This is a genomic window from Rhizobium sp. Root482, from assembly GCF_001426565.1.
Lineage (GTDB): Bacteria > Pseudomonadota > Alphaproteobacteria > Rhizobiales > Rhizobiaceae > Pararhizobium.
In genome coordinates this window covers 346026-366494 of sequence record NZ_LMFA01000024.1, presented here as the reverse complement: position 1 = coordinate 366494, position 20469 = coordinate 346026, and the positions used below count along the sequence as shown (strand labels likewise).

Genomic DNA, 20469 nt, shown 5'->3' with positions numbered 1-20469 from the left:
GGCCTCGGCCAGTTCCTCGCTATCGGCAAGGCCGAGATAATTGTTGGCGCAGAAGTTCAGCACCCGTTCGCCCGAGGCGACCTCGATCTCGCCGGCCTGTTTCGAGGTAATGACACGCTCGCTCTTGTAAAGCCCCGCCGACTTCAGGCCTTCGAGTTCCGATGACAGGTGGTTGATGAACGCGTTGGTCATGACACGTAAAACCTCGTTCCAGCGGCACTGCTGTTCTCAGCGCCGCGTTGGAAGATACGCTGGAAAAAGAAAACGGAGAACAGCCGCGATCGCCATCCGCTGCTCGCCCAGGGCAGGTCCGTCAAGCGAGCAGAAGAAGAGCGGAAGACGCGGTCAGGCCGTGGCGAACCCATCGCGGCAGAGCCCCTTCAGTTCATCCAGCGACATCGCGTCAAGATCGAGCGCGTTGAGGAGGTCGTTCTCCTCGGTGAAGTCGCGGCCATACATGGCGGAGAAAAGCCGGACCCCGGCTTCGTGCAGTTCGGCAGGATGGCCTGCAAGACGCCCGATTTTTGCCGTCATGACCAGACCGAAAGGAACGTCTTCCGTTACATAGCGACTATCGGCGGTGGTAGGGCCGCTGCCGCCATTGCCGGCGTCGTGCATTTCCTGATTCATCTGCGAGATGGAGCTTATCGGCACATGAAACGACAGATGGAAATGCTGGAAGATATCGCGCACTTCGAGGCCAAGCTTGGTGGCGATGGCGATCCGCTCCTTGTCGAGATCCTCCAGAAGCCGGCCGACATTCGGCGTGACGTTCTGACCCTGGCTCCAGCTTTCACCACGCTCCATGCGGGTCATGTTGCCAAGTGCGATACCCATATGGTTTTGCGGATTGAGGTTGGAGAGGGCAATTGCCAGAAGGCTGCCCCGGTCACGGAAGCGGTCACCAAACAACGACTGGCAGACCGAGAGCCCCAGATCACTGGACGGGGCCGGCACGGTGGCGAGATCGACCTGCTTGCGGACCGTGTTCACATTGACAGATGTCTGGCTCGACTGCCTGCCGGTGACCGCGGTCGTGCCCCATGCGACGATGGGGATGCTGATACCACGAGCGGCGAGCAGGCGAGACAGATACAGCGCACCAAACGAAGCATGCGAGCTGAAAATGACGATCTGCGACGGCGCGATATGGGGTGCAACGGCATCCAGGACGGTCTTGTGGCCATAGGCCGGCAGCGCGATGACGAGAGCCTCTGCGCCGGCAACGAGGTCGGCGGCGCTTGTCGCAACGGCTGGATGGAAAGTTCCCTGTATCGCTCCTTGGGCAACCAGCGCCTCACCGCGGGCCAGGGCACGCGTGCGTTCGCCCGACGGTGACCACAATGTCACCTTGTGCCCCTGCTGTTCCACAAGCGCGGCGGTTCCAAAAGCGATCGAACCCGCTCCGACAATCCCTACCTTCATCATCAATTCCTTTCCTGCTCATTCATGAATTCGGCCGGGGGCCGATCGTTATCTCGAACGCATCGAGGTTCTCGGCGTATTCGGCCCGACATCGCCGGATGCAACCACGAGGAACGCGCCGGCGCCTACAGTGCCGACACTGGTGAGAGAATGGGGTACGTCGGCGGCATAGCGCGCCGTCTCGCCGGCGCGCACGATCATGTTGTTTCCAGCGCTGCGTACAACGATCTCGCCCCTGGTGCAGTGCAGGTGCTCGACGGTACCGGCTCCGTGCGGGTCGCTCACCAGTTCCCCCTCAGCCTCGAAGCTCAGCAGGTACCATTCGATCAACGACACCATGCTGGCTGGTGACAGAATCTGCAGCGTACAACTTCCGTCCGCGCTTCGGATCGTCGGCGTTAAATTGCCCGGCTGCAGATCGATGATGGGGCCGCCGCGCTCTTCGCTTGCGCCGCTGACCAGCCTATTGAGGTCGATCTTGAGCGCCCGAGTCAGATGCCACAGCGTGCCGTAGGTGGGGTTGGCATTGCCACGCTCTATTTCCGACAACATCGAGCGCGAGACGCCCGATATCGCCGCGAGTTCCGTCAGCGTCAGACCGAGCTCTTTTCTATGGGCTTGTAAACGCGGCCCAATTTCGGGCGGATTCGTCGAAAGCATGCTCTGTCCCCCTATGGCTGCCTCGTGAGCTTCCTGACCGATCATTCCCCTACAGGCTCGCCGAGCGTGTGCATGAGCCGGTTGGCCCAGCCGAACAAAGACGTCGACAGAATGAGATCGACAATTTCTTCCTTGCTTAAACCAGCCCCGACGAGCGCCGCCATGTCGTCGGCAGTGGCTTCCGACGGGCATTTCGAAAGCTTGACGGCAAAATTCAGGATCGCCTTGAGCCTCGGCTCGATCTCGGCATCGACGCCATCGGCGAAGACTGCCGCGATTACCTCGGTATCCTTGGTCAGCTGATTGTAGCGGCTTGCATGAACGGCGGCGCAATAGATGCAGCGATTGACCATCGAAGCGCCGACGGCGCCAAGTTCGCGGTCCGCACGCGACAGGCCGCCGCGATTGTACATGACGCCATTGAACAGCGGCGAACGATGCTTGAGCGTTTCAACATCATGCGCCAGCACCAGTACATAGTCCGAAACCTTGGTGTTGGATGGCGTCACCTTCAATGCATCAAGCTGCTCGCTCGACGCCTCGGCGAGGTTGAGTGGAGCCACATAAGGCTTCCATTGCGGAATCTCGGTGGTGAAGTCGTGAAGTGTCTTGCTCATGCCAGCCCCCGCATCAACTGCAGGCCGACCGCGACCCTGATCTGATAGCTGACAAATGCGACAAGTTCCGACAGCCGCACGATGTCGGCATCGGCAATGCCGGCTTCCTGAAGCAGTTCGATGTCGCGGCGTGTCGCATCCTTGGGTGCATGCGCTACGAGATCGACGTGGCGGATCAACGCCCTGGCGCGCAAGTCGCTGCCCCCGTCGAACCACATGTCGGCCATCCGCACCGCGCTATCCGGCATCCCGGCCTTCTCCAGCATGGTCTCGAAATGGTCCTCGAATGCCTTGTGATCATTGATCTTTGCGATGCGCAAGGCGAGTGCCGCGCGCTCCGCATGCGACAGGCCCCCGGGAACGTCCGGCGTCAATGCACCATCATGCGTCTGCTGGGTCAACATCATGATGTCAGCGCGCCCTGCCACCGCTTGAGACAGCGAACTGCCTGGCTCGATACCGACAATCGCTGCAAGCACGTCCTCGTTTTCGGCCATCTCGTCCTCCTATGCCTGCTTGCGATCGTTGAGCGTCATGCCGTCCGGCAAGGGCGATGCAGTCCATTCATCACCGCGCAATTCGGGTGTTTCATAGTCAAGCAGCCGCTGCCAATATTGATCGAAATTTTCCGTGTAGAGTTTAGCGGCAATTTCCCGAACCAGCCATGACGCCCCTTCGCTGATGCCCGGAATATCGCCGCTCACCTTGCCCAGGCTCGCGGCCGCGCCGGAATTGAAGTTGTGGATGTTGGCAAGCCATGGTGCTTGGCCGGGCTCCCGCTCGAGAAAGCTGAAATCGTCGGCGAGATAGGGGAAGCTCCCGAGCTGGGCATTCTCCTGGCCGGCCGGCGGCGTGAACCGGTCCTGCCACAGCAGGATTTTGTCGGCGTAACCGTCGAGTTCCTTGCGCGCCAGCGGATCGACCCCGAAGCCGGTGCCCAGAATCAGGAAGTCCGCGCGCAGCGACCTGCCCCGCGATATCTTGACGAGGATTTCGTCACCGTCGAGTTCAGCCTTTTCGACCGCTGCATCAAAGTGGAAATAGGCGTTCGAATGTCGGCTGACGCGCATCGTCGAGCCACGCGGCGCCGGCGTCTGGGTGCGCAGCGCATAGTCCATGATCTGCCAACGTCGGGCGTCACCGAGTTGCGGATAGGCAGCCGTGAAGCCGAACGAGCCGATGCCCATCAGCTTGTTGATGCAGGGCATTTCCTTGCGCCGGATGAGGTGGCGGACCTCGGCGGCGCCGGCCTCCAATGCTTCCGCAGCATTGTCAACGGCCGATGCCCCAACCCCCACGACCACGACCCGCTTGCCTCGAAGCGCAGCAAAATCGATCTCGTGCGAGGAATGCGCCCAATATTCCTCCGGCAGGCCACTGACGAACTCCGGAATGCTGGGATGACCCAGCCCGTCACGCCCCGTGGCCATGACCACCTTGCGGGCAAGCACCGACGTTTCTCGTGCGCCCGTGCCGGCCAGCGTCAGACGCAGCAATTCGCCCTCGGGGAGGATGGAGGTGACCTCGATGCCGTTCTCTACCGGCAGATCGAGCACCTTGCGGTACCAACGCAAATAATCCATCCACATCGGACGCGGAATCTTGTCGAGCGCGGTCCAGGCTTCGTTACCGTACTGGGCAAGGTACCAGGCCCGGAACGTGAGCGATGCCATCCCGTAGGCGGGTCCGGTCAACTGCTTGGGCGAGCGCAATGTTTCCATGCGCGCATATGTCAGCCATGGTCCCTCCAAGCCCGCTTCGCTGCGGTCAAAGATACGGATGTTGCGAATACCGGCGCCGATCAATGCAAAACCGGTCACCAGCCCGCACATTCCGCCCCCGATGACGACGACATCATGGACCTGTTCCGCGTGAGACGTCGGCACGACCCAATTCGCCGGCGGATAGCACAGGCAGGCGAGATCGTCGCGAACACGCTGTTCCAGGTCGGGCAGACTTGTCGCCATCGACCGGATCGGAGTTTCTACGTTGTAGGCCATGGCTCACCTCCGTCGTCCGATGGAACGCATGTTTCGCATCGAACGCCTTGCCTATTGAAGACCCGCTCCGTCACGACGCGGGTCCCTGATGTTAGTTGTGGGCGTGCCGGTCAGGAATGACCGTAGCCGTCTCGGGCTTCCAACCGACCCAGATATTTTCGCCACTGAGATGCGCGATCTCACTCGGATGGACGAGGGTGTTCAAAAGCGTGCCATCGCCCACGTCAACCATCAGCGAAGTGTGATTGCCCTTGAACACACGCTGGCGAATCTTGCCCTTGATCCGGTTGCCGCTTGCCGGCTCGGCCACCGAGCAATGGATCGCCTCGGGACGAAGGACCACATAAAGATGTTCGCCTAGCTTGGGCGCCAGCCCGCCCTGGCTTGCCGTAATGGTGATGCCGTTCCAGCTCAGCGTCGTCATATCTCCGTCCATCCCGAGAACGGTACTGCGCAGCAGATTGGTCTCGCCGATGAAATTGGCGACAAAAACCGATCCGGGACGACCATACAAGGTGTCGGGATCCCCCATCTGCTCGATCCGTCCCTTATTCATGACCACGATCGTGTCCGACATCGTCAGCGCTTCTTCCTGGTCATGGGTCACGAACATGAAGGTCTTGCCGGTCTTCTCCTGGATTGACTTCAGTTCTATCTGCATTTGCTGGCGCAGCTTCGCATCCAGCGCGGATAGCGGCTCATCGAGCAACAGCACGTCCGGATCCGGAGCAAGTGCACGCATGAGCGCAACGCGCTGGCGCTGGCCGCCCGACAGTTCCGACGGCAGGCGCCTGGCATACTCCTCAAGCTGCACAAGCTCGAGAAGCTCCGATACCCGACGATGGATTTTCTGGTTGTCGAAGCCCTTGAGCTCGAGGCCGAAGGCAATGTTCTTGGCGACGGTCATATGCGGAAAGAGCGCATAGTCCTGGAATACGATATTTACGTTCCGTTTGTTGGGCGGAACCCGCGTCACATCCTTTCCATTCAACAGAATGCGCCCCGAGGTCGGCCTCTCAAAGCCGCCAAGCATGCGAAGCGATGTGGATTTTCCGCATCCGGAAGGCCCCAGCAGGGTGACGAACTTGCCGGCCTCGATGCTGAGGTTCAAGTTCTCGACGGCGACATAGCCACCGTAGCTTTTGTTGACATTGTCGAATTGGACGACGGGTTCCATCAGCGGGTCCTCGCGCGGCGGGTGAGATGTTCGGCGTACAGTCCGACAGCGGCCGTAACCACGAGAACGAGTGTCGCCATTGCATTGATTTCAGGAGACATACCGCCTTGCACCTTCGCGAAGATCAGCATGGGAAGCGTCAGGCGATAACCGCCGAGGAAAAAGGTGCGCACGAAGTCGTCGATGGACAAAAGTACGCAGAAGATCATCCCGCCAAAGAGCGCCGGGCCAAGATAGGGCAGTGTCACGCGGAAAAAGGCGACGACGCTGTCGGCACCGAGATCACGTGCCGCATCGACAAGATTTCCCGGCATTGACCGCAATCGGGTAAGCGCCATCACCACCACGAAGGGTACGGCATGCACCGTGTGGCCCAGAATGATCGCAGCTGTTCCCGTCGGCATGTCGATGGTCGAGATGAAGATGCGCAGCGAGATCGCCGAGATCATGCCCGGCACAACTGCCGGCAAGCATGCAAGCGCGAAGATGATGACTTGGCCGCGGATGCCTTCCGCCACGATCAGCATGGATATCCACACGCCGAGAATGGTGGCGGCAAGCGTCGTGGCGGCGGCGATCATGATCGAATAGAGGCAGGCTTCGAGAAACTGCTTGTCCTGCATTACCTCGCCGTACCAGTCGAACGTCCAATCTCCGATCGGAAAGGCGACAAAATTGGCGTCCTTGAAACTCATCGCCATCATCAGCGTGAGCGGCAACAGGAGATAGAGGATAAAGGCCCAGTAGAACGCGGCAAGCGTGACCCGTGGGGCGTCTGAAAACATGGCGCGCATCAGATTGCTCTCTTTTTACGTCCGCCAACCAGCCGCATGAAGATCGCGGCGGCGGCAAGGGCGGTCACTAGCATGATCAGGGCGAAGGCGGCGCCAACCGGCCATTTGTCGCTGGCGCCGTGGAAGAAGCCGCTGATCGTTTCGGGAAACAGCACGGTGGTCGGACCGCCGAGCAGCATTGGCGTCGCGAAGACGCCGATGCACGTCAGGAACACCAGGCAGCAGCCCGAAACGATGCCGTCGCGTGACAGCGGCAGGATGATCCGGCGGAAGCGGGTGAACGGGCCAGCCCCCAGATCGGCCGCCGCGTCGAGCAGCGGCGACGGAATCTTCTCGATCGCCGAATACAGAGGCAGCAGCATATACAAGCAGATCAGGTAGACGAGACCGAAGCCGAGCGAGAACGAGGTATAGAGCATCGGGATCGGCCGATCGATCAACCCGACCTCACGCAGCAGCACGTTGACCGCGCCACGATTGGCCAAAAGCATGATGACCGAAAAGGTGCGGATCAGCTCACCGGCCCAGAACGGCACGAGCAGCAGCAGCAGCGCCCTTGAGCGGCCCTGAGGCTTAACAACCTTCGCAACATAATATGCAACAGGGTAGACCACTATCAGCGTGACCGCGGTCGCGGCAGTCGCGAAAATGAAGCTCTTGATCAGCGGCGTAAAATAGAGTGATTCCCGGAAAAAGATCGCATAGTTATCCAGGGTAAAGTGCGATTCCATGCCCGGCTGGACTGGATAGTGCGACAGGAGGCTGATCTTCAGCATTTGATAGATCGGCCCGACATGCAGCATGATCAGCCAGATCAGCGGTACGCCGGCAAGAAGGATGACGCGGCCGATCCGCGATTCCACCGCCGCTCCCAGCGTATGCCGGTAAAGCGCGGAATTGATGACCGTGGCTATGCGGGTCGAATATCGCGGCACAGACGCATCGCTTCTCGCCCGGTCCTGGGCTGTCGTATTGCTACTTACCATTAAACGGATCTCGATTGACGCAGATCGACCGATGCCACCGGCCGGAGCCGGCGGACAGGTGTCGTGCACTGCTGGGGTCCCGACGGGCGGAATGGTCGTCTACCTGGCTGACGATCGCGGATGCGCCCCAACCAGGTAGATTATCCGAAGCCTCGCCTTCTTTAGGCCGCCTTGACCTCTGCGGTCGCGCGGTCGATCATCTCGTTCTTCATATCGCGATTGACCGACGAGAAGAATATGATGCGATCAACCTCTTCCTGCGGCAATGTCGAAGCAAGCCGCTCGCGCTCGTTGAGCAGATCGCCGACACCGTTGATGGTCGAACTGTAGCCCGACTGACGGGTCATCGCCGCGCCGACTTCCGGGTTTGCCAGGATGGCGTCGAGCAGCTTGTAGGCATTCTCCGCATTCGGTGCGTTGTTGACGACATTGAGCGTGTAACAGAATCCGAAGGTTCCTTCTTTCGGAACCGAGAGCTTGATCGGGTGGCCGTCGATGATGAGCTTGGCCGCAGGGCCCGACCACGAATGGGCGAGATAGATATCTTCATTGATGAACATCTGCTGCACTTCAGAGCCGGCGTCGTAGTATTTGCGCACCATGTCCTTGTGCTTGATCAGGAAATCACGCGCTTCATTGGTGGCCTTCTGTGCCTCTTCCGGCTTATCAGTATAGGTCACGAAGTCGCCGTCATGGCCGAGATACTGCATCGTGATCGTCATGAAATCGCTGACGATATACGAAGTCTGGCCCTTGTACTGTTCGTCGAACATGATCTCCCAGCTCGGCGCATCCTTCACGTAGTCGACATTACGGGCGAGACCTTCGTAACCGGCCAGTATCGGCAAGCCCCAGAGATTGCCGTTAATACGCGCCCAGGGCGCGTCCTGATAGGCGCTGTTAAGGTTCTTCCAGTTCGATATACGCCCAGTGTCAAGCGGCTGAAGCAGCTTGGAATCGATGAACTGCGAGTAACGATGCCCGGCAACCGTGACGATATCGGTGGACGGGTTCGCGCCCTCGGCCGTCAGAAGATTGTACTGCTTGCCCTGGTCATCCGTAAGGCGGACACGAACTTCGATGCCCGTATCCTTCTGGAATTTGTCGATGAACTCCTGCGGAAGGAACTTGTCATAAGTGGTAACGTTAAGAATACCGTTGTCAGCCCACGCCGGACGCGGCCGAATGATATAAGGCGCAGTCAGAATTGCCGCTCCCGTCCCGAGCAATTTCAATGCGGTTCTGCGGTTCGTCACTAACTTTTCACTCATTTTCGAGTTCCCTTTTTTGGTTTAACTTCAACTGGGATACGCAGCGGGCATCGGTTAGCCAATGCCGAAATACAGGTTCACGTCGGCCGCAAATGTGCTGAGACCGCCGGTATTCGTCAAAAATAAAAGGCCTCCCTGCCTCCGTCCGGTATATCGTACTATATTTCCGGTAAACAGGAGTTGACTTCTATACCGGACGGAAGTCAAGCGCCTTTTTTAAAAGTTATTGAGGCTGTTCTGGAACCTTCATCGGCCCTTCCTCGTCAGGCAAAGGTTCCGCCGAGAGGTCTTGGGGCTTTGCCCCAAGACCTGGTTTGCTTATTTCGAAGCCTTGATCTCAGCGACCTCGCCTGCGCTCAATTCGCCGACCGTGGTCACCTCACCATTGGTAATCTTCCAGAGGCGGAACGGGCCGGTGATATCGCCGAATTGGTCGAAACTCACAGGACCGATGACACCTTCGTATTTCACAGGCTTGCCGTCCTTGATCAGTTGCAGCGCCTTGGCGAACTCTTCCTTGCCCGCATGGATCGGGGTACCGCCTTCGGCCACGACCTCGGGCATGGCGGCCTTGATGGAAGCAGCATCCGGTTTGCCGGCCTTTGCAATCGCGAGTGCGACGATCGCACCGGCATCATAGGAGCGATCGGCGGCCGGCGCGGACGGAGAAATGCCGCCCGAGAAGGCCTCGTAATTGCTGTTGAAATACTCGGTCGATGCCGTCGGGCTGGTGCCGGACGACGTTCCGTAGGCGTTTTCAAGATATTGCGCGCCGACGCTTTCGATGAAGTCCTTGGAATTCATGCCGTCATTCAGCAGGAAGGTCTGCTTGCCGCCCCCGGAGATCCAGGCGCGAGCGATCGTGGCACCGTCCACCGGCGTACTGACGAGATAGAGCGCGTCGGGCTCGCCTGTCATGGCGGCGCTTGCCTCGGAAGAATAGCTCGACTGCTTCTCGTTATAGGGCGTGGTCGAGGTGATCGTGCCGCCAAGCTTCGTGTAGGCGGTGGTGAATTCGCGCACCATGTTGACGCCGAAATCATTGTTGACATTGATGATGGCGATCTTCTTCAAGCCCTGGTCGATCGCGTATTTGGCTGCGGCAGTCCCCTGCAGCGCATCGGATGTGATGGTGCGGAAGAACACGCCATTGGTTTTGCCCTCACGACCAAGCTCGGTCAGCGTCGGCGAGGATGAGGCCGGCGAGACCTGCACCACGCCGGCCGGTGCCGTCACCGAGGTCAGGATCGGGATCGAAACGGACGAGATGATGCCGCCGATGATGACGGGTACCTTCTTGATGTTGACGAGCTGCGTTGCCTGATCGACGGCTACGTTGCCCTGGCTCTGGCTGTCGCGCGTGTCGGCGACGATCTTGCAGCCATCGACGCCGCCGGCATCGTTGAAATCACGGAAAGCCATTTCGACGGATTTTGCGCCCGCCTGGCCGTATTCACCGGCAGGACCTGTCAGCTCCATGACGAGGCCGACGGTGATATCGCAATCGGCTGCGACACTTGGCGTCGTGGATGCCGCGAGGGCAGCGACCAGGGCGGAAAGTAGAAATGTCGTTCTCATTTTTATTCCCCTTTGTTGAGATTGTATTTCATGATGCTGCCATGAGGACCCTCCCGGTCCCGTTCCAGCGTATAGACGTCGCCATCCAGCGGATTTGCCTGCGACAGGACCGCCTCGATCTCCGCGTGATCCGCGTCCGACAGCTTGATATTCGCGATGGCGAGATTGGACGGCAAATGGTCCCGGTTGCGGGCGCCGACAATCACGGCGGCGACCCCCGGCCTGGTCAGCATCGCCGCACTTGCGACGGTCGCGATATCCACCCGATGCCGGTCGGCGATCTTTCTGAGCGCCGAAAGCAGTGCCTGGAAGAGGTCCCAGCCACCGAAATCGTCGATGATCAGCTTGTATTTGGTGAGCGAGCGGTTTTCGAGTGGATGCTCCGGCTCCGGCTGGCCCAGCCAGCGATCGCCCAGAAAACCGCCCGCCACCGTGCCATAGCAAAAAAGGGCGAAATTTTTCGCGGCCGCAAGCTGTACCATGCGCTTTTCCGGACGCCGGTCGAGCAGCGAATATTGCAGCTGCAGCGAGGTGAACGGTACACCTGCGCCGACGATTGCCTCAATGTGATCGGTATCGAAATTGGTACCGCTGATCTTGCCGATCTTGCCGGCCTGATGCAGCTCCTTCAGCCAGCCAGCCGTTTCCAGCCAACCGGGAATATCATAGGCCCACCAGTGAAACTGCACGAGATCGAGGCAATCGAGGTTGAGCCGCTGGCGCGAAGTGTCGATGACGCGTTCGACATAGGCCTTGCTGATCGTCGGCAGCACCGCAAGGTCCGGAACGAACTTCGTGTGCACGCGGATTTTCGACAGAGCCTCGGCTCCGCGCCGGTTGTTGTAGGCCAGACGGAAGCGGCCGATCAGCTCCTCCACACCCGTATAGATATCGGCGCAGTCGAACGTGGTAATCCCGGCATCGGCAAAGGCTATCATGTCCTCGATAGCGCTGTCGGCATCGATCGCGCCATGCCCGCCCGCCAGTTGCCAGCCGCCGCGGATAACGCGGGAAATCTCGTAGTCGGGGGTGATGGAGATGCGCTGCATGTCTTCTGGCCTATTTATCGATCAAGGGAACCGCCGTGGTCGCGGCATGGCTGAAACGGCGAAGACCCGTGCGGGTGATCCTCAAACGCGTGGAGCAATTCGGGTCCGGGCAAGCGATCTCGGCATCCGTCGTCATCCAGTCGTTGCGATCGGTCGGCCGCTGCTTGGCAGCGAGTAGCGGCAGGACGGTTGACAGAGAATAGATCGAGATGCCCTGCCCGGGCGGCAAATGCAGCATTTCTCCATGAAGTTCGAAATGATCGCCCGGCTTTGCTCCGCAAAAGACGGCGCCGCCTTCCGGAATGACAACATCCACACGTAGATCGAAAAGGTCGAAACCATCGTCAACTGGTTCAGCCATGGCTCGCTTCCTCCGCAGCAGCATCCGGTTCCGCATCCAATCGGTTGCGGATCAGGTCGAAAGACCGACTGATATCGTCGGACAACGACTGCATCGCTCCTTCGATATCGCGCCTCTCCAGCGCATCGATCAGGGCCCAGTGGTGATTTGTCGCCATCAATCCTCCCTGTTCGTCATGGATGTGCGCCGCCTTGCGGATGATCGCCCCCGATTGCAGCCAAAGGCTCTCGACGATCGGGATCAGAACCTGCGAGCGCGCGGCGTGATAAATGTGGAAATGGAAACGCTGGTTCAACACCGAGGTGGCGTGGCCTATGTCCTTGCGGTGCCGCTCGAAGGCCGTGTCGCAATCGACATTGATCTGCTTCAGCGCCGCAAAATCGCTGGCGACGAGATTGGGCAGAGCCAGTGCCACGATCTGCCCCTCGATCAGGATGCGGGCGCGGGCGAGATCGTCGAGACGCTCGCGGGTAATCAGCGGCACACGCACCGACCGGTTCGGCAAGGATTCCAGCGCCTGTTCGGAGACAAGACGCCCAAGCGCCTCGCGCACCGGCATGGTACTGGTCTGCAGCCGATCGGCGAGATCGGTGATGCGCAGAACGTCGCCGGCATCGAACATGCCGTTTATCAGCGAATTGCGCAGCTGCGCATAGACCCGGTGGTGCAGGGTCTCGCGACCGACCGGCGACAGGACGTCGCGATCCATGCCGCCCGCAAAGACCTCCGACGTTTTCCTCACTTGGACCGCCATCCCATCTGCTCCGCGCGCGTTGCTTTTTTCGGTTGCAATTTTCCAGGCAGTAAAGTTTGATCAAACATCACCAATCAAAGCAAGAGGCTTTTTCAATTATGCCCTCTCCCGCTCTACAAGCATCATCGAACCCTACGCCCCCGGACGGAGCGGTGATCGATGCGCGTGAACTGGTGAAGCAGTTCGGAGGAAATACCGCCGTTGCCGGAATGTCGCTGCGGCTTGCAGCCGGGGAGATGTTGGGGCTTATCGGGCCGAATGGTGCGGGCAAAACGACACTGTTCAACCTGATCGCGGGCAGCCTCAGACCGACATCGGGCGAGATCTGGATCGGCGGCCTGGACGTCTCGCAGGAAAGCCCCGAGCAGCGCATCGGTCGCGGCGTCGGGCGCACCTTTCAGACTCCTAGGCCTTTCCTCGAAATGACGGTGCTCGAAAATGTGCTCGCCGGCGCGCAGGCGCAGGATGGCGAGCGGCTGTTTGCAAACTTCCTGCGCTTCGGCCATGTCCGGCAACAGGAGAAGCTGGCGATCGAAAAGGCGCGGACGCTGCTGGAATTCGTGACCTTGTCGGGCCTCGAATCCGAACCGGCCAAGGTGCTCTCCGGCGGCCAGCGCAAACTTTTGGAACTGGCGCGCATCCTCATGGCCGATCCTCGAGCGATCCTGCTGGATGAGCCGGCGGCAGGCGTCAACCCCGCCCTGCTCGAGACGATCATGAAGCGCGTCATGGACCTTAACATGCAGGGCACCTCGATCCTGCTGATCGAGCATAATATGGACATGGTTTCACGGCTCTGCTCTCGCGTCGTCGCGATGGCGCTCGGCAAGCCGCTGGCCGAGGGCACGCCCGCCGATGTTGCCTCCAATGCGAAGGTGATCGAGGCTTATCTCGGGGCGGCGGCATGACGGTCCCGGCTCTTCAGACCCTGGCGCTGGCTGCCGGATACGAGCCCGACCTGCCGATTGTGCGCGGTGTCGATCTCTCCGTCGCACCCGGCGAACTCCTCGTGCTTCTGGGGCCTAACGGCGCCGGCAAGTCGACCCTGGTCAAGGCAATCGCCGGTGTCGTGCCTGTGCACTCCGGCAATGTTCTGCTCGGCACGCGCGATATCACGCATATTGCTGCCCACGGCAAGATCGGCGAGGGCCTCGCCTTCGTGCCGCAGACCGAAAATATCTTCGCGACACTGAGCATTCACGAGAATCTGCAGCTTGCCGCTGCCGTGCTACCCAGATCCCGGCGCGGGGAAAAGATTGCATCGCTCTACCAGCGCTTCCCCGATCTTGCGACGAAGTCGTCGCGGCCCGCCGGCACGCTCTCCGGTGGGCAGCGCCAGATGCTGGCGGTCGCCCGCGCGTTGATCATCGATCCGCGCGTCCTCATTCTCGATGAGCCGTCGGCAGGGTTGTCGCCGAAAATCGTGGCGGAGGTCTTTTCCATGCTGAAGGAGATCAATGCCGACGGCGTCACGATCATTCTCGTCGAGCAGAACGTCAAGGCCGCGCTGGCGATTGCCAGCCGCGCCGTTATCCTGGTCGAGGGCAAGATCCGCCATGAGGGCGCAGCATCGACCTTGCTCGGTGATCCGATCATCGCCAAACTCTATCTTGGCACCAGCCAGCCGCAAGAGGCGCAACAGCCATGAATCCGCAATTCCTGATGGACGGCCTGATCGCCGGCGCGATGATCGGCCTGGGTGCCATCGGCGTGACCCTGACCTATTCGATCCTGCGCTTTGCCAATTTCGCACATGGAGAACTGCTGTCCTGGGGTGCTTATCTGGCGCTGGCCTTGAGTGGCGGCCTTGGCCTGCTTTCCACAACGCTATCGATGCCGATCGGTCCGTTCTCCTTCGGCTGGTCCCTGCCCTTAGCAACCATTCTCGCGATCATTCTCACCGGACTATTGGCGCTCGCCGTGGACGCCGTGCTGTTTGGCCGCCTGCGGTCGCGCGGCAGTGCCGTGATCATCCTGGTGATGGCAAGCTTCGGCGTTTCGCTGGCACTGCGCAGCCTGCTCGAATTCATCTTCACCTCCAAGCCGGCCTACTACACAAAGGCGTTGCAGATCGCCGTCAAGATCGGGGGGGGCCTGCGCGCGACTCCGGATCAGTTGCTGTCGCTCGGCGTAGCGCTTGTCGCGGTCGTCGCGATTCATTTGCTGATGACACGCACCGACATCGGCCGCTCGATGCGGGCCGTCAGCGAAAACCCGGCGCTGGCGGGCATCGCCGGCGTCGATGTGCGGAGGGTGATCCGGGTCGTGTGGTTCATAGGCGCAGCACTGGCCTGCATCGCCGGTATCATGACCGGGCTTCTGGTTCAGATTCGCCCCTATCTCGGCCATGACCTGCTGCTGCCGCTGTTTGCCGCCGCGATTCTGGGCGGCATCGGCAGCGTGCCGGGGGCGATGATCGCCGGGCTCATCGTCGGATTGTCGGAAGCCGCAGCGGTGCAACTGGTCGGCGCCGAATGGCGGGCGGCCGTTTCCTTCGTCATTCTCGTTGCGGTTCTGCTCTTGCGCCCCCGCGGCCTGTTCGGGAGGGCCGCATGAGCCTCGACCTCATCGCCTACGCGGCCTTCTTTCTGACCATGGCGCTGACCTATGCCATCATGTGCCTCGGGCTGAATGTGCAATGGGGCCAAACGGGCCTGTTCAATGTCGGCATCGCCGCCTTCGTGGCGATTGGCGCTTATGTGTCGGCGCTTCTGACGACGCCGGATGCAGCTGGTCGCGTCGGCGGCTACGATCTGCCGATCGCCGTCGGCTGGATCGGAGGCGCGCTGGTTGCGGGCCTTGCCGCCTGGCTCGTCGGCGCTCTCACCATCCGGTTGCGCTCCGATTATCTCGCCATCGCAACCTTTGGCGTCGCCGTCACCGTACAGCTCTGCGTTCTCAACCTGCAGCCGCTTACCGGCGGCGCCTTCGGCATCGGATTCATTCCGCGGCCCTTCGGTAATCTGGCCAGCGATCCCCTCGCCTTCGGCCTCTCCAATCTGGCCTTGATGGCGGCCGTCGTGCTGGCGCTTTATCTGGCGCTTCAGCACCTGGCGAAAAGCCCGTGGGGGCGCGTGCTTCGCGCGATCCGCGAGGACGAGACGGCCGCCCAGGCGCTCGGCAAGCGGCCGATCCGCTTTCGTCTTCAGGCCTTCACCATCGGCGGCGCCATCATGGGGCTCGCCGGTGCCGCACAGGGGCATTTCATCGGCTTCATCGCGCCTGACAATTACCTGCCGATCCTGACCTTCCAGGTCTGGGCAATGCTGATCGTCGGCGGCTCCGGCAACAATCGTGGCGCGATCCTCGGCGCCGTTCTCGTCTGGGGCCTCTGGGCGCTGTCGGCCGCGGCCGTCTCAGCCTTTGTCCCACCGGAGCAGCAGGCACGTGCCGCATCGTTGCAGATCGTCATGATCGGGGTCGGCCTTTGCCTGATCCTCCTCTTGCGCCCCCGCGGCATTCTCGGCGCCTCCAATGCGCTGGCATCGCTGACAGGCAGGCGCACACGTAAATTCAAGGAATAGAGCCATGTCCCAGTTGCCCGATCGCATCGCGCTCACCAAGGACCTCTCCATCAGCCGAATTGTCTGCGGCCTCTGGCAGGTAGCAGACATCGAAAAGAACGGCACGACCGTCGATCCCGACAGGGGTGCCGATGCGCTGCAGGCTTATGCCCGCGACGGCTTCGATACCTTCGACATGGCCGATCACTACGGCTCGGCCGAACTGATCACCGGGAAGCTGTTGGCACGCTATGAAGGTAGCAGCCGACCCGTCGCCTTCACCAAGTGGTGTCCCGAACCCGGTCCGATGACGGCGGATGTGGTACGCCGCGGTGTCGAGGAGCGCCTCGCCCGGCTTGGTGTCGACAGGGTCGATCTGCTGCAATTCCATTGGTGGAGCTTCGAGCACCCCGCCTGGCTCGATGCCCTGCACGAAATGCAGCGACTGCGTGAAGAAGGCTTGATCGGGGCACTCGGGCTGACCAATTTCGACGCCGGACACCTGGCGCTGGCGCTGGCCGATGGCATCGATATCGCGACCAACCAGGTCTCCTTCTCTCTTATTGATCGCCGGGCGGCCGGGGCACTGTCGGATCTCTGCGCCAAAAGCGACGTGAAGCTGCTTGCCTATGGCACGCTGTGCGGTGGTTTTCTCTCCGAGAAATGGCTTGGCCAGCCGGAACCCGCGACCATCGCCGACTGGAGCCGCTCGAAATACAAGCGCTTCATCGATACCGCCGGCGGGTGGGAAGCGTTTCAGGGCATTCTGCGCGCGGCCGCCGGCATTGCGGCAAAGCACGGAGTCTCGATCTCGAATGTCGCCAGCCGCTGGGTTCTCGAACACCAGGCCGTTGCTGCGACGATCGTCGGCGCGCGTCTCGGGGAGAACGAGCATCGCGGCGACAATCTGAAAGTGTTTTCCTTTACGCTGGATGGCGAGGACCACGCCGCTCTCGACGCCGCCTTTGCAGCGACGCGGCCCATTCCCGGAGATTGCGGCGACGAATACCGCAAGCCGCCTTTCCTGACGGCATCGGGCGATCTCAGCCATCATCTCGACGCCATCCCCTCGATCTACACTGCAGAAGCCGTGCCTGGCCGGGCAGGCCGTTTACGCGTTTCTTCCGGCAGCATCTGGGAGCCGATCGCCGGCTACAGTCGCGCGATCAGGGTCGGCAATCGCATCCTCGTCTCCGGCACCACCGCGACCCATGGCATCGACCGCTGTATCGCACCCGGTGATGCCGGTGCCCAGGCCACTTACATCCTGGACAAGATTGCCGCATCCATCTTGGCACTCGGCGGCCGCATGGAAGACGTTATCCGCACCCGCATCTATCTACGCGATGCCAGCCACTGGGAGCCCGTCTCCCGCGCCCACGGCCGCGCCTTCTCATCTACGCTGCCTGCCAATACCCTGATCGAGGCCGGAAACCTGATTGGGGAGTATGAGGTCGAGATCGAGGCGGAAGCGCTCTGCGACTAAGCGCGGACAACTGAAACTCGGTCGTTGACCTGCAGAACTCACGGTAAAGCTGCTCAGGCGGGGTTGCGAGGCGAACGCATACGAAAACGCTGCCGATACTCCGCAGGCGTAAGTCCAATAATGCGGGTGAAGATTTTCCGAAAGGAGCCGGGATCGCCGTAGTGAACCTTCCAAGCGATCGCATCCACCGGCTCGCGCGTAAACTGCAAGAGGTCACGCGCCTTGTCGATGCGCAGGCGCTGAACATATTCGCCGGCTCTATGGCCGGTTGCTTTCTGGAATCGTCGCATGAAGGTTCGCGGCTCGAGCCCCGCGTGACCCGCCAGAGCAGCGAGACTCATATCCTTCCCGCCGCTGGCCTGAAGCCAGTGCTGGACCTTCAGGATCGCGTCGTCGCCATGATTGAGGCGAGGAGAAAAGGCGCCGTAGTAGCTTTGTTCTCTGCCGGGCGGATCAACAAGGAAAGCTCTCGCGGTTTCGGCCATGATCGCAGGTCCGAGGAACCGCTCGATCAGGATCAGGCTGAGGTCGATCCAGGCCATCACGCCACCGGCTGTCAGGATGTCGCCATCGTCAATGATCAGGCGGTCGGTGTTCACGTTGACGTCGGGAAACCGCGAGGTCAGGTGCTCCTCGTAGGTCCAGTGGGTGGTCACCGTTCGGCCGGCAAGAAGGCCTGTCTCTCCCAACAGGAAAGCGCCCTTGCAGATCGAGCACAGGCCTGCGCCGCGCGAATGTTCAGAGCGAAGCCAGTCGGCATAGTACCGCGCCTCGAGCTCCGGCAACGGATCGCCGAGGCCCGGAGGAATGACGATGACGGTCGGATGATCGGCTCGTCCGGCCGGTTCGGAAGAGAATATTCTTGTCGGCGCCTCATCCCTACTTGCCCGGCTCCAGTGGCTCACGCCAAGAAGAGGTTCGCCGACATCATGTCGCCGGCTGGCAATGCCTGCGGCGGCGGTCAACAGATCGGTCATGCCCAGCACAGCCGCGGCTTGAGCGCCTTCGTAGGCGAGGATTCCGATTTCCGTGAATTTCGCCGGTTTGTCCATATCGCCCCTGTCTTTGTCACTACTGCCACTCATATGTTGGAGAGGCGGCTGATAAATCAAGGCATCAACTTGAAAGGATATCCCATGAGCAAACGCGCCATTATCGTCGTCGATCTACAGAACGACTATCTGACGACAGGAAGGTTCCCCCTGGTGGGAATAGATGCAGCACTCGAAAACGCAGCACGCGTCGTCGATGCGGCGCGTCGTTCCGGTGACCTCATCATCAATGTCCGTCACGAGAGCCCGGCCGATGGACCGTTCTTCGCTGCGGGTACGGAGGGAGCGGAGATCATTTCCAAAATGGCTCCGCAGGACGGGGAAGCGATTGTTACCAAGCGATACCCCAACTCGTTCCGTGAAACCGGCCTGGCCGACATACTGTCTTCCGCCGGTGTCGAGGACGTCACGGTCGTTGGCGCGATGAGCCATATGTGCATCGACGCCACCGCCCGGGCGGCTTCCGATCTCGGTTACAAGACGACAATCGTGGAAGACGCCTGCTCTACGCGCGACCTGGAGTTCAAGGGCGAGATCGTGTCCGCCGACAAGGTCCACGCCGCCTATATGTCCGCGCTGGCATTCGGTTACGGCCAGGTCGTATCGACCGAAGACTATCTGGCGAAGTAATCGGCGCTCGGTTGACGGCACGCACACCCGCCCATTCCACCGGCCCCGCCCAAGTGAACTGCCCAACTCCATGGGGTCAGTTCATAAGCGCGAGGTTGGTTTTTTAAGCGTTTCCGGGTCGCGTCATTGCGTTAAGGAACCTTTCAACCGGCGCAGGTTTTCCTATAAGCCTCAGTTATCTCGCAAACCGCGTCGCACGTCAGGACCGAACGAAGGAGTACCCATGTTGGACGATCAGACGGATATTGCCCACACACTCGGCGTAACGCCTGATTTCAACGCGGGTCAGGAGGCCGAACGCCGCATCGGCTTCCTCATGGACTATCTCAGCGCCTCCTCGATGCGCGCCTATGTTCTGGGCATCAGCGGCGGGGTGGACTCGCTTGCAGCTGCCATGCTGGCACAGCGCGCCGTGGAACGCCTGCGCGACAATGGCCATGGGGCGGAGTTCATCGCCGTGCGCCTGCCTTATGGCGTGCAGGCGGATGAAGCCGATGCGCAAAAGGCGCTCGCAGTCATCAACCCTGACCGCATCGTCACCATCGATATCAAGCCCGCCGCCGATGCCATGCTGGAAGAGGTGCGGCGGGAGGCGGGCGACCTGTTCAAGGATGGGCGGACGGATTTCCACCACGGCAACATCAAGGCGCGCTCGCGGATGATCGCTCAATATGCCCTGGCGGGCGCAGTGGGCGGTCTCGTCATCGGTACCGACCAGGCAGCGGAGGCCCTCATGGGTTTCTTCACGAAATTCGGTGACGGCGCGGCGGATATCCTGCCGCTCTCGGGGCTCAACAAGCGGCGGGTGCGCGCCGTGGCCAGCCATCTCGGCGCGCCGCAGGAACTTGTTTTCAAGGTGCCGACGGCAGACCTCGAATCCAATGCGCCCCTGCGGCCCGACGAGGACGCCTACGGCGTGACCTATGACGAAATCGACGACTTTCTGGAGGGCAAGACCATCGCCGAGTCGTCACGCAATCGCATCTTCGCCGCCTACCGCGCGAGCGCGCACAAGCGGGCCCTCCCCGTTGCGCCGCAGGATTGGAAAGCAGGCGAACCCAAAGCGCGATAGCCGATCGCTGTCCTGTCGCGACCGAACAATTGTAGAGCCGGGATTTCGCGGTTA

General features: G+C 60.8%; 21 protein-coding genes and 1 pseudogene. 7 read left to right on the top strand and 15 right to left on the bottom strand.

Features of this window, described 5'->3' with window-relative positions; translation table 11 throughout:
* The 14 genes and pseudogenes from ASD31_RS22025 to ASD31_RS21960 all read right to left on the bottom strand — a co-directional run.
* A pseudogene (locus ASD31_RS22025) lies at positions 1-192 on the bottom strand (glycine C-acetyltransferase); the annotation flags it as partial.
* 153 nt (positions 193-345) lie between these two features.
* The gene (locus ASD31_RS22020; protein WP_082520664.1) at positions 346-1425 is read right to left on the bottom strand and encodes an NAD/NADP-dependent octopine/nopaline dehydrogenase family protein; all 1080 of its coding nucleotides are present in this window, start codon (positions 1423-1425) and stop codon (positions 346-348) included.
* A gap of 48 nt (positions 1426-1473) precedes the next feature.
* Entirely contained in the window at positions 1474-2085 is a 612-nt protein-coding gene (locus ASD31_RS22015) for a helix-turn-helix domain-containing protein (protein WP_056339089.1), read from the bottom strand.
* Between the two features lie 41 nt (positions 2086-2126).
* On the bottom strand, positions 2127-2702 hold the full coding sequence (locus ASD31_RS22010; RefSeq protein WP_056339087.1) for a peroxidase-related enzyme: 576 nt from the start codon (positions 2700-2702) through the stop codon (positions 2127-2129).
* Positions 2699-3199 carry a CMD domain-containing protein gene (locus ASD31_RS22005; protein WP_056339085.1) on the bottom strand — a complete coding sequence of 167 codons (501 nt, stop codon included), beginning with the start codon at positions 3197-3199 and terminating at the stop codon, positions 2699-2701. Before ASD31_RS22005 ends, ASD31_RS22010 begins: the two co-directional genes overlap by 4 nt.
* Before the next feature lie 9 nt (positions 3200-3208).
* Entirely contained in the window at positions 3209-4669 is a 1461-nt protein-coding gene (locus ASD31_RS22000) for an NAD(P)-binding domain-containing protein (RefSeq protein ID WP_200952248.1), read from the bottom strand.
* 124 nt (positions 4670-4793) lie between these two features.
* The gene (locus ASD31_RS21995) at positions 4794-5879 is read right to left on the bottom strand and encodes an ABC transporter ATP-binding protein (RefSeq protein WP_056339080.1); all 1086 of its coding nucleotides are present in this window, start codon (positions 5877-5879) and stop codon (positions 4794-4796) included.
* Positions 5879-6673, bottom strand: a complete 795-nt coding sequence (locus tag ASD31_RS21990; protein WP_056339079.1) for an ABC transporter permease — start codon at positions 6671-6673, stop codon at positions 5879-5881. The genes ASD31_RS21995 and ASD31_RS21990 overlap by 1 nt, the downstream gene beginning before the upstream one ends.
* Positions 6673-7659, bottom strand: coding sequence for an ABC transporter permease (locus tag ASD31_RS21985; RefSeq protein WP_056339077.1), 987 nt, complete (start codon positions 7657-7659; stop codon positions 6673-6675). Before ASD31_RS21985 ends, ASD31_RS21990 begins: the two co-directional genes overlap by 1 nt.
* A gap of 161 nt (positions 7660-7820) precedes the next feature.
* A complete protein-coding gene (locus ASD31_RS21980; protein ID WP_056339075.1) occupies positions 7821-8930 on the bottom strand; it encodes an extracellular solute-binding protein in 1110 nt (369 codons plus the stop codon).
* A gap of 318 nt (positions 8931-9248) precedes the next feature.
* Entirely contained in the window at positions 9249-10508 is a 1260-nt protein-coding gene (locus ASD31_RS21975) for an ABC transporter substrate-binding protein (RefSeq protein ID WP_056339073.1), read from the bottom strand.
* Between the two features lie 2 nt (positions 10509-10510).
* A complete protein-coding gene (locus ASD31_RS21970) occupies positions 10511-11557 on the bottom strand; it encodes an aldo/keto reductase (RefSeq protein ID WP_056339071.1) in 1047 nt (348 codons plus the stop codon).
* Between the two features lie 10 nt (positions 11558-11567).
* Positions 11568-11918 (bottom strand): TIGR04076 family protein, encoded by a 351-nt coding sequence (locus tag ASD31_RS21965; RefSeq protein WP_056339069.1) that lies wholly within the window; start codon positions 11916-11918, stop codon positions 11568-11570.
* Entirely contained in the window at positions 11911-12672 is a 762-nt protein-coding gene (locus tag ASD31_RS21960; protein WP_056339068.1) for a GntR family transcriptional regulator, read from the bottom strand. The genes ASD31_RS21965 and ASD31_RS21960 overlap by 8 nt, the downstream gene beginning before the upstream one ends.
* A 98-nt stretch (positions 12673-12770) precedes the next feature.
* Between ASD31_RS21960 and ASD31_RS21955 the strand changes: the two genes are divergently transcribed.
* The 5 genes from ASD31_RS21955 to ASD31_RS21935 are packed head-to-tail and all read left to right on the top strand — an operon-like array spanning position 12771 to position 17661.
* A complete protein-coding gene (locus ASD31_RS21955) occupies positions 12771-13580 on the top strand; it encodes an ABC transporter ATP-binding protein (protein WP_056339066.1) in 810 nt (269 codons plus the stop codon).
* On the top strand, positions 13577-14320 hold the full coding sequence (locus ASD31_RS21950) for an ABC transporter ATP-binding protein (protein ID WP_056339064.1): 744 nt from the start codon (positions 13577-13579) through the stop codon (positions 14318-14320). The genes ASD31_RS21955 and ASD31_RS21950 overlap by 4 nt, the downstream gene beginning before the upstream one ends.
* Positions 14317-15228: a branched-chain amino acid ABC transporter permease gene (locus ASD31_RS21945; RefSeq protein WP_056339062.1), complete on the top strand. Its 912-nt coding sequence runs from the start codon at positions 14317-14319 to the stop codon at positions 15226-15228. The genes ASD31_RS21950 and ASD31_RS21945 overlap by 4 nt, the downstream gene beginning before the upstream one ends.
* On the top strand, positions 15225-16196 hold the full coding sequence (locus tag ASD31_RS21940) for a branched-chain amino acid ABC transporter permease (RefSeq protein WP_056339061.1): 972 nt from the start codon (positions 15225-15227) through the stop codon (positions 16194-16196). The genes ASD31_RS21945 and ASD31_RS21940 overlap by 4 nt, the downstream gene beginning before the upstream one ends.
* Before the next feature lie 4 nt (positions 16197-16200).
* Positions 16201-17661 (top strand): aldo/keto reductase, encoded by a 1461-nt coding sequence (locus ASD31_RS21935; RefSeq protein ID WP_056339059.1) that lies wholly within the window; start codon positions 16201-16203, stop codon positions 17659-17661.
* 53 nt (positions 17662-17714) lie between these two features.
* On the opposite strand, the gene ASD31_RS21930 is transcribed toward ASD31_RS21935, so the two are convergent.
* Positions 17715-18746 (bottom strand): GlxA family transcriptional regulator, encoded by a 1032-nt coding sequence (locus ASD31_RS21930; RefSeq protein ID WP_056339057.1) that lies wholly within the window; start codon positions 18744-18746, stop codon positions 17715-17717.
* A gap of 51 nt (positions 18747-18797) precedes the next feature.
* Here ASD31_RS21930 and ASD31_RS21925 point away from each other — a divergent pair, with 51 nt between their 5' ends.
* Positions 18798-19343: a cysteine hydrolase family protein gene (locus ASD31_RS21925; protein ID WP_056339055.1), complete on the top strand. Its 546-nt coding sequence runs from the start codon at positions 18798-18800 to the stop codon at positions 19341-19343.
* A 223-nt stretch (positions 19344-19566) separates the two neighbouring features.
* Complete coding sequence (nadE, locus tag ASD31_RS21920) at positions 19567-20415, top strand: ammonia-dependent NAD(+) synthetase (protein ID WP_056339053.1); 849 nt, start codon at positions 19567-19569, stop codon at positions 20413-20415.
* The last annotated feature ends 54 nt before the right edge of the window (positions 20416-20469 follow it).